Genomic DNA, 15,281 nt, shown 5'->3' with positions numbered 1-15,281 from the left:
GACCCCAGACACCCCCAAGCCCAACCCGCAGGAGCAGAGCCATGCCGGAAGCGGTGGTTCGCGCCATTCCGCCGATTACCTTCCCCCCCGAGCTGCCCGTCGTGCAGCGCCGGGAGGATATCGCGGCGGCCATCAGCGCGCATCAGGTGGTGATCATCGCCGGCGAAACCGGCTCGGGCAAGACCACCCAGATTCCCAAGATCTGCCTGCAGCTGGGACGCGGCCGCGAGGCCCGCATCGGCCACACCCAGCCCCGGCGGCTGGCGGCGCGGACGGTTGCCCAGCGCATCTCCGAGGAGCTGCAGGTGCCCCTCGGGGATACGGTGGGCTACCAGGTGCGCTTCACCGACCAGGTGTCCGACGCCTCCGCCATCAAGCTGATGACCGACGGCATCCTGCTGGCGGAAATTCGCCACGACCGGCTGCTGCGCCGGTACGACACGCTGATTATTGACGAGGCCCACGAGCGCAGCCTCAATATCGACTTCCTGCTGGGCTACCTGAAACAGCTGCTGCCGAAGCGCCCGGACCTGAAGCTGATCATTACCTCTGCGACCATCGACGTCGACAGCTTTTCCCGCCACTTTGGCGACGCACCGATCATCGAGGTTTCCGGCCGCAGCTACCCGGTGGAGACGGTCTACCTGGACCCCGCGGAGGACCGCGACCTGGGCCTGCAGGAGCAGATCGTGGGCCTGGTCGGTGAGATAGAGGCGGGCCGTTTCGGCGAGCGCGGCGATATCCTGGTGTTCCTGCCCGGTGAGCGCGATATCCGCGAGCTGGCGCGGCAGCTGCGGGGTCAGGAGCGGCTGGAGGTGCTGCCGCTCTATGCCCGCCTGACCCAGGCTGAGCAAAGCCGTGTGTTTGATCTCAAGCGCAGGCGGGGTATGCGAGTGGTGCTGGCGACCAATGTGGCGGAGACATCCGTGACCGTGCCCGGTATCCGCTATGTGATTGACCCCGGCGAAGCCCGGATCAGCCGCTACAGTTTCCGCACCAAGGTGCAGCGGCTGCCCATCGAGCCCATCTCCCAGGCCAGCGCCAACCAGCGCCAGGGCCGCTGTGGCCGCGTCGCCGCCGGGGTCTGCATTCGCCTGTATACGGAGGCAGATTTCCTTTCGCGGCCGGAATTCACTGACCCCGAAATCCTGCGTACCAGTCTCGCGGCGGTCATTCTGCAGATGTTGCAGCTGGGTCTGGGCGAGTTGCAGCGCTTCCCCTTTATCAATCCGCCGGATCCGCGCATGGTGCGTGACGGCTACAAGCTGCTGCAGGAACTGGGGGCGGTGACCGGCCGCGGCAAACTGACGGCGACCGGCAAGCGCATGGCCAGGCTGCCGGTGGATCCGCGCCTGGCACGTATGGTGCTGGCGGCGCAGCAGCTCGGCTGCCTGGATGAAGTACTGGTGATCGCGGCGGCGCTGGCGATCCAGGACCCGCGCGAGCGACCCACGGACAAGCAGACCCAGGCGGACCAGATGCACGCGCGCTTTCGCCACCCGCGCTCGGACTTCATGGCCTGGCTGGCGCTGTGGCGCTACTACGAGGAACAGCGCCAGGCCCTTAGCCAGAGCCAGCTGCGCAAGCTCTGCCAGCGCGAATTCCTATCCTTCCTGCGCCTGCGCGAGTGGCGCGACATGCACGCCCAGCTGCGGATCAGCTGCCGCCAGCTAGGTCTGCACCCCGCGGCCGGGCTGCCCGCGGTGGAGGAGGAGAGCTACGACGCGGTGCACAAGGCACTGCTGGCGGGACTGCTGTCGAATATTGCCCAGCACCAGGAGGATCGCGAGTACCTGGGCAGTCGCAATCGCAAGCTGCAGATTTTCCCGGGCTCTGCCCTGGGGCGGCAGCGGCCGAAGTGGCTGGTGGCGGCTGAAATTGTGGAAACCTCGAAGGTGTTTGCGCGCACGGTAGGCACCATCGACCCCGCCTGGGTGCTGGAGACCAATCCCGAGCTGCTGAAGTTTCACTATTACGAGCCGCGCTGGGAGGCACGCCAGGGGCGAGCCATGGCCTCGGAGCGGGTCACGCTGTACGGGCTGACCGTGGCCGACAAGCGCCCGGTGCACTACGGCCCGATCAACCCGGTAGAATCCCGGGAGCTGCTGATCCGCGAGGGCCTGATTGCGGGCCGCTTTCCGCGTCACCCCGGATTTCTCAAGCACAATCTGAAGCTGCTGCGTACCCTGGAAGACCTCGAGGCCAGGGCCCGGCGGCGGGACCTGCTGGCGGACGAACAGGTTCTGTTCAGCTTTTATGACGAACGGCTGCCGGCGGACATCACCACCGCCGATCGGCTGCGCGCCTGGGTGGCGGCGACGGAAGGCGCGGATGCCAGCCTGCGGGTACCCCGCGAGTTGCTGCTGGCCCGGGACCCGGGCTCCGCCCTGGGCCAGCAGTTCCCGGACCGGCTGTGCTGGGGCGACATGGAATTCCGCCTGAGTTACCAGTTCGAACCCGGTCAGGTGGCAGATGGGGTCTCGGTGACGGTGCCGGTGGGGTTACTGAACCGGGTGCCGCGGTTTCGCTTTGACTGGCTGGTACCAGGCTTGCTGCGGGACAAGTGTATCGCCCTGGTAAAAGGACTGCCCAAGGACAAGCGCAAGCAGCTGGTACCGGTGCCCGACACCGTGGATCGCGCCCTCGCGGTACTCGAGCCCGCGGACGAGGATCTCTGCGTGGCGCTGGCCCGGGTACTGTCCCGACTCGGCAGCGTGCCGGTCGCGGCGCGCGACCTGCAGCCCGAAAAACTCGATCCCTTCTACCACATGAATATCCGCGTGGTTGACGCCGACGGCAAGCTGCTGAATCAGGGGCGGGACCTGGCGGCGCTGGTCACCGAGTTCCGCAGCGATACCCGGCAGACGATCACCTCGGCCACGGCGAGCAGTCCCGCCCGTGAAGGTCTCACCAGTTGGGCTATCGACGCGCTGCCCAGGGAGTGGCGCTTCCGTCAGGCGGGCACCGAGATCGTGGCCTGGCCGGCGCTGGTGGACAAGGGTGAATCGGTGGCGGTGGAGTTGTGCGACTACCCTGGGCAGGCCCTGCTGCAGCACCGGCTCGGGGTGCTCCGGCTGCTGCGGCTGCAACAGAAGCAGCAGGTCAGGTTTCTGCGCAAGCAGCTGCTGCTCGGCAACGAGACCAGCCTGTTGCTGGCGGCGGCAGGGCAGGAGCGGGTGCCGCTGGTCGACGATCTGATTGATGCGGCCTGGGTCCAGGTTGCGGGCCTCAACGATGCCTTGCCGCGGGACGAGACCGGGTTCAAGGCACTGCTGGCACGCAGTGGCGAGGTGGTAGCGCGGGCGACGGAGCTGGAAACCAACCTGCTGAACGCCCTGAAACCGCTGGCGGAGCTGCAGCCCCTGCTGGCTCGCTACAGCGATGCGTCCTGGGCCCCGGCGCTCGCGGACATGCGCCAGCAACTGGCGCAGCTGTGGCAACCCGGGTTCCAGCGCGATACTCCGGCGGACTGGCTGCCCCAGTATCCTCGCTACATGAAGGCCCTGAAGCAGCGCCTGGAGCGACTCAACGGGCAACTGCCCCGCGACACCAGCCAGCGCGAAATGCTGCAACGCCTTGCGCTTCCCCTGCAGGAGGCCTGCCTGCGGCGGCCGGGACTGCTGGCGTTGTGTGTCTCCGCACAGCAATATCGCTGGATGCTGGAGGAGTTTCGGGTGTCGCTGTTCGCCCAGCAGCTCGGCACCCGGGTGCCGGTCTCGGACAAGCGGCTGCAGGAGCAGTGGGAGTCGGTGCAAGCCTGGCTGGATGCCCATCCGGGCGGTGGCTCGGCTGCCTGATATGTGAAATAGTAACAAAGCTCATCCGGGTGCGGGGAAACTTCCCCGCCAACGCTGAGTCACAGCACTGTCGGTTGGCGTTTTCCGCCGGCCGGGAACAAGTGTTTGAATACGTCCACCCAACAACAAGGATATCGCTCATGGCACAGTCAAAAAAACCCCTCGCGCTGGCTCTTGGTGCAGCTTTCCTGGCTAGCTCCGTCGTACCCATGGCAGCCGCGGAAGCCAACCCCTTTGCAGCGGAGCAGCTCAATACCGGCTACAACCTGGCCAACTACGGTTCTCACGGTGAAGGCGACCATGAAGGCAAGTGCGGTGAGGGCAAGTGCGGCGAGAAGGAAGGCGAAGGCAAGTGTGGTGAAGGCAAGTGTGGTGAGAAAGATGGAGAAGGCAAGGACGGCGAAGGCAAGTGCGGAGAAGGGAAGTGCGGCGGCGCCTGATGCCGGAAAGTAACAGCGGGCCCGCAGGAGCGGGTCTGGGATTGCGGCGGGCCCTGATGGGCCCGTTGCTTTCAGCGGACCGGGGAGCGGTCGATTTTCTGGAGGTGGCGCCGGAGAACTGGATTCACGTCGGCGGCCGCTATGGCCGCCAGTTCCGCGAGCTGGTGGAGCGCTGCCCCTTGGTCTTTCATGGATTGTCGCTGGATATCGGCGGCCCCGACCCGCTGGACAAGGATTTGCTGCACGCCGTGCGCGCATTGATGGATGAGCTGGGAGTCAGCCTGTACAGCGAACACCTGTCCTGGTGCGCCGCAGAAGGGCATCTCTATGATCTGCTGCCGATACCCTTTACCGAGGAGGCAGTGCGCCATGTCGCAGACCGCGTGCAGCAGGTACAGGACATCATCGGTGCGCCGCTCGCGCTGGAAAATGCCTCCTACTACGCCCAGGCCCACGCCGACATGAGTGAGGCGGATTTCATCAATGCGGTGGTTGAGGCCTCAGGCTGCGATCTGCTGCTGGATGTGAACAACATTTACGTCAACAGTATCAACCACGGCTACGAGGCGTCTGCCTTCCTGCGCGCGCTGCCCCTGGAGCGGGTCCGCTATATTCACGTGGCCGGCCACTACGACGAAGCGCCGGACCTCAAGGTAGACACTCACGGCGCCAACGTCATAGACCCGGTGTGGAACCTGCTGGCGGAGGCCTACAGTCTACTGGGGCCGGTACCAACCCTGCTGGAGCGTGACTTCAACCTGCCGCCGCTGGCGGAGCTGCTGCAGGAAGTGGCGCAGATCCGGCAGTTGCAAGCCGCCTACGGCGCCGACTCTGTGGCGGAACTGGCACATGGCTGAGTTGCGCGGCAGCCAGTTGGCGCTGGCGGGCTACCTGCGCAACCCCGGGTCCGTACCTCCGCCGGCGGGTATCGAGCCGCGCCGCCTGAAGATCTACCAGGACCTCATTTACAACAATATCGAGGGGTTTATCAGCAATGGGTTCCCGGTGCTGCGCAGCCTGTACAGCGACCGGGACTGGCACATCCTGGTGCGGCAGTTCATCGACGGTCATCGCTGCCGTACCCCGTATTTTCTTGAGATCAGCCAGGAGTTTTTGCGCTTTTTGCTCGAGCGCCACCAGCCCGGGCCGGAAGATCCGCCGTTCATTGCCGAGCTGGCTCACTACGAGTGGGTGGAATTGGCGTTGTCGGTCGCGGACGGGGACCTGCCGCCAGGGTCTGAGGAGGGCGACCCGCTGCGGGTGGTAGTGCGGCTGTCGCCGTTGGCCTGGGTACTGGCCTACCGCTTTCCGGTACACCGGATCGGTGCCGACTTCCGGCCCCCGGAACCGGGCGAACCGGTGTACCTGGTGGTCTACCGCGACCGCGAGGACGTGGTCCGCTTCATGGCGCTGAATGCGGCGAGCGCCCGCCTGCTGGAACTCGCCCGTGACAACGAGACCGGCACCGGCGCGGACCTGTTGCAGCAGCTGGCGGCGGAGCTGGGTATGGATCGGGAAGCGGTTCTCGGCTTCGGCGGAGCGCAGCTGGCGGACTTTGCCAGCCGAGCTGTCATAGTGCTGAACTGATGCAAGCCAACTTTTGCCCTTTTGCCCGTGTTGCTCCCCTTGTCGCACAAGCGTAACATTCCGGCACTTTTACCTTACACCGACACCGCCATGAAACTGCTGCGACCGACATTGGGTCTCCTCTGCCTGCTGTTATTTGCGCCCGCGATGGCCCAGGAGACGGTCAATCCCGACCCCTGGGAGGGCCTCAACCGGCCCATATTCGAGTTCAATGAACGCCTGGACCAGTATCTGCTGAAACCTACAGCGAAGGGTTATCAGGCGGTTATGCCCGATCCTGCGGAAAAGGGTGTCGGCAATTTTTTCAGAAACCTGCGGGATGCGAACTCCACCATCAACGCGGTGCTGCAGGGGCGCCCGGGCGGCGTCGCCCGGGCCGGCGGCCGCTTCCTGCTGAATTCGACTATCGGCATGCTGGGTCTGTTTGATGTTGCCAGCCGCATGGGCGTAGAGCCCTACCGCACGGACTTCGGCCACACCCTGGCGATCTGGGGGCTGCCCTCCGGGCCCTACGTGATGGTGCCCCTGTTTGGGCCCCGGACTGTACGCAGCGGCACCGGTTCTGTCTTTGATGCCCTGACGTCAGTCGAAGGCAGCATCGACGATATGAGCCTGCGCAATTCCCTGCGCACGCTTGACCTGGTCGACAGCCGCGCCCGACTGCTGCGGGTGGAAGACCTGATCTCCGGTGACCGCTACATTTTTGTCCGCGATGCCTACCTGCAACAGCGCCGGTCCCAGGTAAGCGACGGCGTGGTGGCTGACGATTTCTCCGACTTTAACGACGCCGAGTGGGACGAGGAATTTTGAGCCCTGCTCGCTCTTTTTCCACCTGTACCAAAACTGTGAAATGCTGCCCAAACACAGTGCACAACGGTTGCCCGCCCCCAGCCAAGGGCGTAGTGTCTGCACGCAAGCTCCCCGCAAGTAACACATGATGGATTCCAAAGGCTATGTGCTGGTGATCGACGACGATCCCGCTCGTGCAGCAGCGCTGGCGGAGACTGTCGCGGCGGCCGGGTACCGCACTGAAGTCTATACCGACGTCATTGCGGCCTATCATTTTCTCGACGGCAACCAGGATCTCGATGTCATTCTCTGCGAGCTGGATCTGGAGGATGTGTCCTGGGCGGAGGCGCGTCGTTCCCTGCGCGAGCTCGACCTGCAGATACCGGCGATCATATTCAGCGATCGCGCCGAAGTGGGCAAGATGATGACGGCCCTGCGTCTTGGCGCCAGCGACTTTTTTGTGCGCCCGATCGAGGATACCGAAGCCCTGCTCAAGTCCATCGAGCGCTGCGTGCGCCAGCGCCAGCTGCGTCGCGAGTTGCAGGAATCCCGCAAACGCCTGGAGGTGGCGAATATCGAACTGCGCGGCACCGTCAAGATGCTGGAGCAGGACCAGCAGGCGGGGCGCCAGGTCCAGCTGCGAATGTTGCCCGCAAGCCCCATGATCCGGGGCGACTATGTCTTCAGTCACACGGTGATTCCCTCGCTCTATCTGAGCGGTGATTTCACTGACTACTTCATCGTCGGCAAACACCACGTGACCTTTTTCATGGCCGATGTGTCCGGCCACGGCAGTTCCTCCGCTTTTGCCACGGTACTGTTGAAGAACCTCTTTGCCCGCAAGCGGTCGGATTACCTGCGGCGCAGCGACGACACCATCCTGAGCCCTGTGGCCATGCTCAAGCGTGCCAACAAGGAATTGCTGGGCCTGGGTGTGGGCAAGTTTGCCACCATGGTGGTTGGCTTGCTGGATACCGCCGCCAACACCCTGCGCTACAGTGTTGCGGGGCATTTGCCGCAGCCCGTGCTGGTGTCGGGAGAGGGCGCGCGCTATTTGCGCGGCGAAGGCTCCGCGGTGGGCATCATGGAGGATGTGGCCTACGAAGAGCACCTGATCGACCTGCCCCAGCGTTTCATGCTGGCGCTGTTTTCCGACGGGATCCTGGAGATCCTGCCGCCGCAGAACCTGATAGAGAAGGAAAAGTACTTCCTGAAAGTGTTTGAGGAGTCTGCCGAGTCGCCAGAGGAGATTGTCACCCGGCTGGGACTCGACCGTGTCGAAACCGCTCCCGACGATATTGCTGCGCTGTTCATCAGCAAGCGGGGTTAGGATGAAAGAGGGCCGAATACTTGCAGCGAGCCAGGACGGCGCCTATGTCATTCGCCTGACTGGCGATGTGCGTCTGACCCTGTGTACCACGATCGACGACTATGTGCACAAGATGCTCGAGAATCCGGATTTTGCCAGTGTCTGGGTCGATCTCTGCGGTGCCGAGGGCATAGACAGCACCACTCTGGGACTGCTGGCCAAGCTGGCGCTGGAGGTGCGGGCACGCTACGGCTTCATGCCCGCGATCTACAGCAACAACCCCGGGATCACCCGTCTGATCAAGAGTATGGGTTTTCAGCGTCTGTTCGAATTGCACGAGGACGCCTGTGCCAAGCCCGGCTGTATCCGCCGCGTGCCTCTGGTCGAGGGCAGCGAACAGGCGGTCAAGGAACAGGTCCTGGACGCCCATCGGGTTCTCATGGGCCTGTCGGAGGAGAACCGCGCCCGGTTCAAGGACCTGATGGTGGTGCTGGAGCGCAGCTGAACCAACGCCAGTCAGCCCCAGTCAGTGAGCCACAGTCAGTCGGGTTTGGCTTCCAGCTTGCTGCGAATATAGTCCTGGTGGGGCACGTAGATCAGTTCCGCGACCTGGCGGATCAAATGTTCCTCGTACTTGTCCAGGTTGTCGTCGACGTAGGCCACCCGCCACATGGCCGCGATGAGCTCCAGCTTCTCGGCGGGGCCGTACTGGTCGTTGATGACCCGGGTAAATTCATACAGCGAGGTGGCCGAGTCCACCCGATTCGAAGCCCGCTCGACCAGTGCATGAACCTCCTCCCGCGACAGCGACAGTGATTCACAGAGCAGATTCTCCAGCGCCGCTTCCTCATCTGCATCCTGGGTGAAATCGGCCCGCGCTGTCTCGATCAACAGGGCTGCGGAAGCCAGGTGCACCCGGTGCGAGTGTTCTTCGGGGCTGTCGCCTGCGGGCAGGACGAACAGTGATTTCAGGGCATTGATCATGATTGGACAATCACCTGTTCCAGCTTTATCTGGTCGGCGATGAAGTTGCGGATACCTTCAGCCAGTTTTTCCGTCGCCATGGCATCGTCATTCAGGGCCAGGCGGAAGGTGGGTTCGCTGGGCGCCTCGCGGGCATCCTCCGAACCGGTGTCGTCCGGCGCAAGCTGGCGCGGCAGGTCTCCCTCATCCCCCGCCAGGCTCTCCAGCAGCGTGGGGCTGATGGTCAGGCGGTCGCAACCGGCCAGCGCCTCGATCTCGCCGGTGTTGCGGAAGCTGGCGCCCATCACCACGGTGTTGTAGCCGTGGGTTTTGTAGTACCGGTAGATGCGCCGCACGGACTGCACACCGGGATCGTCGGTCGGCTGCTTGACCACCAGGCCGCTGTTGGCCAGGTGCCAGTCCAGGATGCGGCCGACAAACGGCGAGATCAGGTAGACGCCCGCATCGGCACAGGCGGCGGCCTGGGCGAAGCCGAACAGCAGGGTCAGGTTGCAGTTGATGCCCTCCTTTTCCAGCTGCTCACCGGCGCGGATACCTTCCCAGGTGGAGGCGACCTTGATCAGGATCCGCTCCCGCGAGACACCGGCTTTTTCGTACAGGTCGATCAGCCGTTGTGCCCGGGCAATGGTGGCTTCGGTGTCGAAGGACAGCCGCGCGTCAACTTCCGTGGAAATACGCCCGGGTACAATGTCCAGGATCTCGCAGCCGACATCGACCGCGAACCGGTCGCAGCAGTTGGCCAGCCGCTCCGCATTGGAGCCGCCCTGCAGGGCGGCCCAGCTGCGGGCCTGGGCCAGCAGCTCGCCGTAGTGGGGCAGGGCGGCGGCCTTCAGCAGCAGCGAGGGGTTGGTAGTGGCGTCCTGGGGCTGAAAGCGGCGGATGGCCTCGATGTCACCGGTATCGGCCACCACATCGGTCATGCCTTTAAGTTGTTCGAGTTTACTGGTCATAGTGGTCCTTTCCTGTATCAGGCGACGGAGTCGGGGGCCTGCTGCCGCTCGCCGGCAGCGCGCACCAGGCGGCAAGCCTGCTCCAGTACCTCAATGCCCGCGCCCTTGCGGTGGGCGTTTTCACTGATATGTCTGCGGAACTGGCGCGCTCCGGGCAGGCCCTGGTACAGCCCCAGCAGGTGCCGGGTGATGTGGTTGAGTTGGGCGCCCGCGGCCAGTTCCCGGGCCACGTAGGGCAGCATCTGCTCAATTACCGCATGCCGGGATTGTAGCGGATTTTCCGCGCCGAACAGGGCCCGGTCCACATCCGCCAGCAGCCACGGGTCATGATAGGCTACCCGCCCCAGCATGACCCCGTCCACCTGCGCCAGATGCGTGCGGCATTCTGCAAGCGTAGCGATGCCGCCGTTGAGGACAATGGTGAGCTGGGGCAGGTCCGCTTTCAGCCGGTATACCCAGGGATAGTTGAGGGGCGGGATTTCCCGGTTCTCCTTTGGCGACAGCCCCTGCAACCAGGCCTTGCGCGCGTGGACGATAAACACCGAGCAGCCCGCTTCGGCGCTGGGCCCAACAAAGTCCAGCAGCTGCTGATAGGACTCCATGTCGTCAATGCCGATACGGTGTTTGACCGTCACCGGCAGGGCGCAGGCGTCGCGCATTGCTGCAACACATTCCGCCACCCGCTGTGGGTGCGCCATCAGGGAGGCGCCGAAGGCCCCGGACTGCACCCGGTCCGAGGGGCAGCCGCAGTTGAGGTTGACCTCGTCATAGCCCCAGTCCTCGGCCCAGCGCGCGCAGCGGGCCAGGTCCGCGGGGTCACTGCCGCCCAGCTGCAGGGCCACCGGCTGTTCCACCGGGTCGAAGCGCAGAAACCGTGCGCGATCGCCGTGGATCAGTGCGCCGGTGGTTACCATCTCGGTGTACAGGCGCGCATGCCGGCTCAGCAGGCGCCACAGGTAACGGCAGTGGCGGTCACTCCAGTCCATCATGGGGGCAATGCAGAAACGGTGACTGTTGCAGGTGGTGTACATCGGGCAGTAGTGTCGGAGGTGAAGGGCTATTGTACCCGAGATGCCCGCGCAGTTGGCTATACTCGGTTTTCACACGCAACCGTCGCTGCCGCCGGGGAGGGCGCCGATGCACTATATTTTTGAAGTTACCCTGAAGCCCGGCTACAGCGCCGAGCAGTATGCGGACGCCTGGATCCGCGCCAGCGAGATCATCCAGCGGGCGCCGGGGGCCCGGGGTACCCGCCTGCACCGCAAGATCGGAGATCCATCGCGGCTGCTGGCAATAGCGACCTGGGAGAGCAAGGCGGCGCGGGATGCCATGGAATCGGACCTGCCGGACCAGGTGCAGGAGATCATTGCGGAACAGGTGCCCTATGTGGAGATCAACCTGATTGGCGAGTTCGAGGCGCCGGAGTGGACGGTGCTGCCGCCGGGCTGAGAGCAGGAGGCGACAGGATTTCCCCCACCTCCTGCTGCGCAATCACCGTGGACGGGGAGCAACAGCACTCCCGCGGACAGTCTCCATCGAATACCACCACGTGCTGCAAGTTGAAACGCACCGGCAGCAGGCCGCCGAGCGGAATATCGACGTGGCTGGGGGTCAGGCAGGGCACACGCTGGCCGTCTGGCAGCAGCAAATCGTAGAGGTAGCTGGCGCCGCGGAATGCCTTGTGTACGACCCGCAGGGAGACGTGGCTGCCCTCTTCATATTCGATGTCGTCCGGACGCACCAGCAGGCGCAGTTCTTCGCCGGGCTGCCAGTGAGGATGGCCGCGATCGAGTACCCCGAGGCCGTCGTTCATTTCCCCGGCGGCATTTACCGTGACCGATATCATGGTGCCCTGGCCAATGAATTCGGCGACAAACTCGTTGCCGGGATTGTGGTAGAGGTTGTAGGGGGTGTCAGTCTGGGCTACCCGCCCCCGGTTCAGCAGGGTCACCTGGTCGGCCATGGCAAAAGCTTCGTGCTGGTCGTGGGTCACCAGGATGGCGGTGACGCCATTGCGTTTCAGCAGTTCGCGGATTTCCGCAGCCAGCTCGGTGCGCAGCTCGGTGTCCAGGCTGGAGAATGGCTCGTCCAGCAGCAGGATCTCCGGGTTGGGTGCCAGGGCCCGGGCCAGCGCCACGCGCTGCTGCTGCCCTCCGGAAAGCTCGTGCGGGAAAGCGTTGCCGTATTCACTCAGGGCGACCAGCTGCAGCATGCTCTCCACCCGCTCGCGCCGCGCCTTGCGCGGCAGGTGGCTGAGGCCGAAGCCGATATTGCGACGCACATCCAGGTGTGGAAACAGGGCAAAGTCCTGGAACACCATCCCCACCTTGCGCTGTTCCGGTGGCAACTCGCGCCCGGCTGTACTGATGGTAGTCCCGCGCAGGCAAATGCTGCCGGCGCTGATGGATTCAAAGCCGGCGATGGCCCGCAGCAAAGTGGTCTTGCCGCAGCCCGATGGCCCCAGCAGGCAGCCGATCTGCCCGGTCTGCAGGGTCATGGAGACCTCTTCCACCGCGGTGAAATCGCCGTATTTCACGGTAACCTGCTGCACTTCCAGCTGGTTGTTCATGCGTGTTCCTGCTCCCGGGGCATGCTGCGGTTCATCAGGATAACAGGCAGCAGGCCGATGAGCACGATGGCGAGGGCGGGCAGTGCGGCGTCGGCGAGCCGTTCGTCCGATGCCAGCTCGTGCGCCCGCACCGCCAGGGTGTTGAAATTGAAGGGGCGCAGGATCAGGGTGGTCGGCAACTCCTTCAGCACATCGACGAACACCAGCAACAGGGCGGTGAGGAGGCTGCCGCGCAGCATGGGCAGGTGGATACGCCGCAGCACGCTCATGGGCGAGTGGCCCAGGGAGCGCGCGGACTCATCGATGCCGGGACGGATACGGGCCAGCCCGGCCTCCACTGTTTGCAGGGAGACTGCGAGGAAGCGAACGACATAGGCAAACACCAGCGCGGCCAGGGTGCCGCTCAGCAGCAGGCCGGAGGAAACGCCGAACTGCTGGCGCAGCCAGCTATCAATACTGTTGTCGATCCAGGCGAAGGGGATCAGCACGCCGACGGCAATCACCGTGCCCGGAACCGCATAACCCATGCCTGCAACCCGGGTGGCGATGGTCTCGGCCCGGCCCGGGTACAGGCGCCGGCCGTAGCCCAGCAGCAGAGCCAACAGCAGGCAGCAGAGGGAGGCGATGGCGGCCAGCAGGAAGCTGTTGCCGACCAGCCGCAGAAAGGCCTGGTCCAGCACGCCGGCATAGTTGCCCGCCGCCCACACTCCGAGTTGCGCGGCGGGCAGCAGGAAGCCGGCGCTGAGAATGCCCAGGGCGACGCTGAAACTGGCGGCAGCGCGCCAGCCGCGCAGCGGTATCCGGGCCGGAAAGCTGCGGGCGGAACTCTTGTGGAAGCGCAGCCGTGCCCGCGACCGCTTCTCGAGAATGAACAGCGTGAACACGAACAGCAGCAGGAAGGCTGCGAGTTGCGCCGCGGTCTGCAATTCGCCGAGGCCGTACCAGGTGCGGAAAATGCCGGTGGTAAACGCGCTGACGCCGAAGTAGGCCACGGTGCCGTAGTCGGCGAGGGTCTCCATCAGGGCCAGGCTGACCCCCGCGGCGATGGCCGGCCGGGCCATGGGCAAAGCCACCAGAAACAGGGTTTGCCACGGGGTCTTGCCGAGGTTGCGGCTGGCTTCGAGTACCGCCGTGGACTGCTCCAGGAAGGCGACCCGCACCAGCAGGTAGACATAGGGGTAGAGCACCAGCGACAGCATGCAGATGGCCCCGCCGAGGGAGCGGATTTGCGGGAACCAGTACTCACCGAAGCCCCAGCCAAAGCTGTCGCGGAGCAGGGTTTGCAGCGGGCCGGCGTAGTCCAGCATGCCGGTGTAGGTGTAGGCGATGATGTAGGCGGGTATCGCCATCGGCAGCAGCAGGGCCCAACTGAAGAAGCGCCGCCCGGGGAACTCGCACATGGCAGTGAGCCATGCGGCGCTGACGCCCAGCAGCAGGGTGCCGCTGCCCACGCCGAGCATCAACAGCAGGGAATTGATGACATAGTCCGCCAGCACGGTGTCGATCAAGTGTCCCCAGGCGGCGCTGTAGGGCCCCAGCAGGCTGGCGACGATCACCAGGATCGGTACCGCGATCACCGCGGCGCTGAGCAACAACAGAGCCCGCCACAGGTTGGCCTGTAACGGGTGCCCGCGGACTGCCGTAGGCGTGGGGCTGGCTATTTCCAATTCGCCCGGTCCATGGCCATGACCGCGGCAGAATTGAGCCGACCGAGTTCGCTGACCTTGAGCGGGTCAGCCCGGAATTCGCCCCAGGATTGCAGCAGGTCCGAGGGAGCGACGCCGGGCCGCACCGGGTATTCGTTGTTTGCTTCGGCATACCACTGCTGGCTGTCCTCACGCAGCAGGAACTCGATCAGCTGCCGCGCCTCCTGCGGATGTGCCGCGGAGCGGGTGATGCCGGCACCGCTGATATTGACGTGTACACCGCGACCGGTCTGGTTGGGCCAGAACAGGCGCACCTGCTCCGCAGCTGCCCGCTCTTCGGCGCTGTCCGAACGCAGCATGCCACCGAGATAGTAGCTGTTGACCAGGGCGATATCGCACTGGCCGCTGGCCACGGCCTTGATCTGGTCGCGATCACCGCCCTGGGGCGGACGTGCGAAGTTGGCGACAAAACCCTCCAGCCAGGCTTGGGTGGCATCAGGACCCCGGGTGGCCAGCATGCCGGCTACCATGGACTGATTGTAGATGTTGCCAGAGGAGCGCACGCAGATTCGCTCACGCCAGGCGGGCTCCGCCAGCGCCGCGTAGTCCGACAGCTCGGCGGGATCAACCCGGTCTGGCGCGTACACCAGCACCCTGGCGCGCAGGGACAGCCCGTACCAGAAGCCCTCATCGCTGCGCAAATGGGCTGGCACCGACGCCTCCAGAGCCGGTGACGTGACCGGCTGCAACAGGTCTGCCTGCTGGGCCCGGTACAGGTTGCCCGCATCGCTGGTGAGCAGCAGGTCCGCGGGTGAGTTGAGGCCTTCATTGCGCAGGCGCGCGAGGAGGGCGTCGCCATCCCCGGTTACCAGGTTGACGGGAATCCCGGTTTCCGCACTGAAGCGGTCCAGCAGCGGCTTGATTAACGCCTCCTGGCGTGCCGAGTAAACATTGACTGACTCCGGGCCGGAGCAGGCGGTCAGCGCCAGTGGCAGGACCAGCAGCACAAGTGCTCGCCGGACAATGGAAGCGCCGCGGAATTGATTAAACATGTATACCTCACTATTGGCTGGGCGTCTCGCGGATTGATAACGCTAATTATTCTCATTTAAAAAACAATAGCAACCCCATTCTCTGCTATCGACCCGGATAGTATAAATGCTGGAACCCGCTACCGACGGGCTGGCCGCCTTTCATAGCGGTCATGGAA

Annotated in this window: 14 protein-coding genes; 8 read left to right on the top strand and 6 right to left on the bottom strand. The window is 64.5% G+C overall.

Annotated features, from left to right (window positions below):
* Positions 1-41: 41 nt before the first annotated feature.
* The 7 genes from hrpA to Q6D67_RS05740 all read left to right on the top strand — a co-directional run bounded on the left by hrpA (position 42) and on the right by Q6D67_RS05740 (position 8,427).
* Entirely contained in the window at positions 42-3,797 is a 3,756-nt protein-coding gene (hrpA, locus tag Q6D67_RS05770) for an ATP-dependent RNA helicase HrpA (protein WP_304704636.1), read from the top strand.
* 140 nt (positions 3,798-3,937) lie between these two features.
* Positions 3,938-4,237, top strand: coding sequence for a hypothetical protein (locus Q6D67_RS05765; protein WP_304704635.1), 300 nt, complete (start codon positions 3,938-3,940; stop codon positions 4,235-4,237).
* Entirely contained in the window at positions 4,237-5,094 is an 858-nt protein-coding gene (locus Q6D67_RS05760; RefSeq protein ID WP_304704634.1) for a DUF692 domain-containing protein, read from the top strand. The genes Q6D67_RS05765 and Q6D67_RS05760 overlap by 1 nt, the downstream gene beginning before the upstream one ends.
* Positions 5,087-5,824, top strand: a complete 738-nt coding sequence (locus tag Q6D67_RS05755) for a DUF2063 domain-containing protein (RefSeq protein ID WP_304704633.1) — start codon at positions 5,087-5,089, stop codon at positions 5,822-5,824. The genes Q6D67_RS05760 and Q6D67_RS05755 overlap by 8 nt, the downstream gene beginning before the upstream one ends.
* Before the next feature lie 90 nt (positions 5,825-5,914).
* The gene (locus tag Q6D67_RS05750) at positions 5,915-6,634 is read left to right on the top strand and encodes a VacJ family lipoprotein (protein WP_304704632.1); all 720 of its coding nucleotides are present in this window, start codon (positions 5,915-5,917) and stop codon (positions 6,632-6,634) included.
* A 124-nt stretch (positions 6,635-6,758) separates the two neighbouring features.
* Positions 6,759-7,943, top strand: coding sequence for a PP2C family protein-serine/threonine phosphatase (locus Q6D67_RS05745; RefSeq protein WP_304704631.1), 1,185 nt, complete (start codon positions 6,759-6,761; stop codon positions 7,941-7,943).
* A 1-nt stretch (position 7,944) separates the two neighbouring features.
* Positions 7,945-8,427: an STAS domain-containing protein gene (locus Q6D67_RS05740; RefSeq protein ID WP_304704630.1), complete on the top strand. Its 483-nt coding sequence runs from the start codon at positions 7,945-7,947 to the stop codon at positions 8,425-8,427.
* A gap of 35 nt (positions 8,428-8,462) precedes the next feature.
* On the opposite strand, the gene Q6D67_RS05735 is transcribed toward Q6D67_RS05740, so the two are convergent.
* The 3 genes from Q6D67_RS05735 to dusA are packed head-to-tail and all read right to left on the bottom strand — an operon-like array spanning position 8,463 to position 10,887.
* A complete protein-coding gene (locus tag Q6D67_RS05735) occupies positions 8,463-8,906 on the bottom strand; it encodes a TerB family tellurite resistance protein (RefSeq protein ID WP_304704629.1) in 444 nt (147 codons plus the stop codon).
* Positions 8,903-9,856, bottom strand: a complete 954-nt coding sequence (tal, locus tag Q6D67_RS05730) for a transaldolase (RefSeq protein ID WP_304704628.1) — start codon at positions 9,854-9,856, stop codon at positions 8,903-8,905. The genes Q6D67_RS05735 and tal overlap by 4 nt, the downstream gene beginning before the upstream one ends.
* Positions 9,857-9,873: 17 nt before the next feature.
* Positions 9,874-10,887: a tRNA dihydrouridine(20/20a) synthase DusA gene (dusA, locus tag Q6D67_RS05725; RefSeq protein ID WP_304704627.1), complete on the bottom strand. Its 1,014-nt coding sequence runs from the start codon at positions 10,885-10,887 to the stop codon at positions 9,874-9,876.
* A gap of 106 nt (positions 10,888-10,993) precedes the next feature.
* Between dusA and Q6D67_RS05720 the strand changes: the two genes are divergently transcribed.
* Positions 10,994-11,305, top strand: a complete 312-nt coding sequence (locus Q6D67_RS05720) for an antibiotic biosynthesis monooxygenase (protein WP_304704626.1) — start codon at positions 10,994-10,996, stop codon at positions 11,303-11,305.
* On the opposite strand, the gene Q6D67_RS05715 is transcribed toward Q6D67_RS05720, so the two are convergent.
* Genes Q6D67_RS05715 through Q6D67_RS05705 form a run of 3 tightly spaced genes read right to left on the bottom strand, consistent with a single transcriptional unit; the run spans position 11,250 to position 15,123 of the window.
* On the bottom strand, positions 11,250-12,425 hold the full coding sequence (locus Q6D67_RS05715) for an ABC transporter ATP-binding protein (RefSeq protein WP_304704625.1): 1,176 nt from the start codon (positions 12,423-12,425) through the stop codon (positions 11,250-11,252). The two genes, Q6D67_RS05720 and Q6D67_RS05715, sit on opposite strands and share 56 nt — an antisense overlap.
* Positions 12,422-14,092, bottom strand: a complete 1,671-nt coding sequence (locus Q6D67_RS05710; protein WP_304704624.1) for an iron ABC transporter permease — start codon at positions 14,090-14,092, stop codon at positions 12,422-12,424. Before Q6D67_RS05710 ends, Q6D67_RS05715 begins: the two co-directional genes overlap by 4 nt.
* Positions 14,083-15,123 (bottom strand): Fe(3+) ABC transporter substrate-binding protein, encoded by a 1,041-nt coding sequence (locus Q6D67_RS05705; RefSeq protein WP_304704623.1) that lies wholly within the window; start codon positions 15,121-15,123, stop codon positions 14,083-14,085. The genes Q6D67_RS05710 and Q6D67_RS05705 overlap by 10 nt, the downstream gene beginning before the upstream one ends.
* Positions 15,124-15,281 lie beyond the last annotated feature (158 nt).

This window comes from Haliea sp. E1-2-M8, assembly GCF_030649675.1.
GTDB lineage: Bacteria > Pseudomonadota > Gammaproteobacteria > Pseudomonadales > Halieaceae > Haliea.
This window is presented reverse-complemented; position numbering and strand designations above follow the sequence as displayed.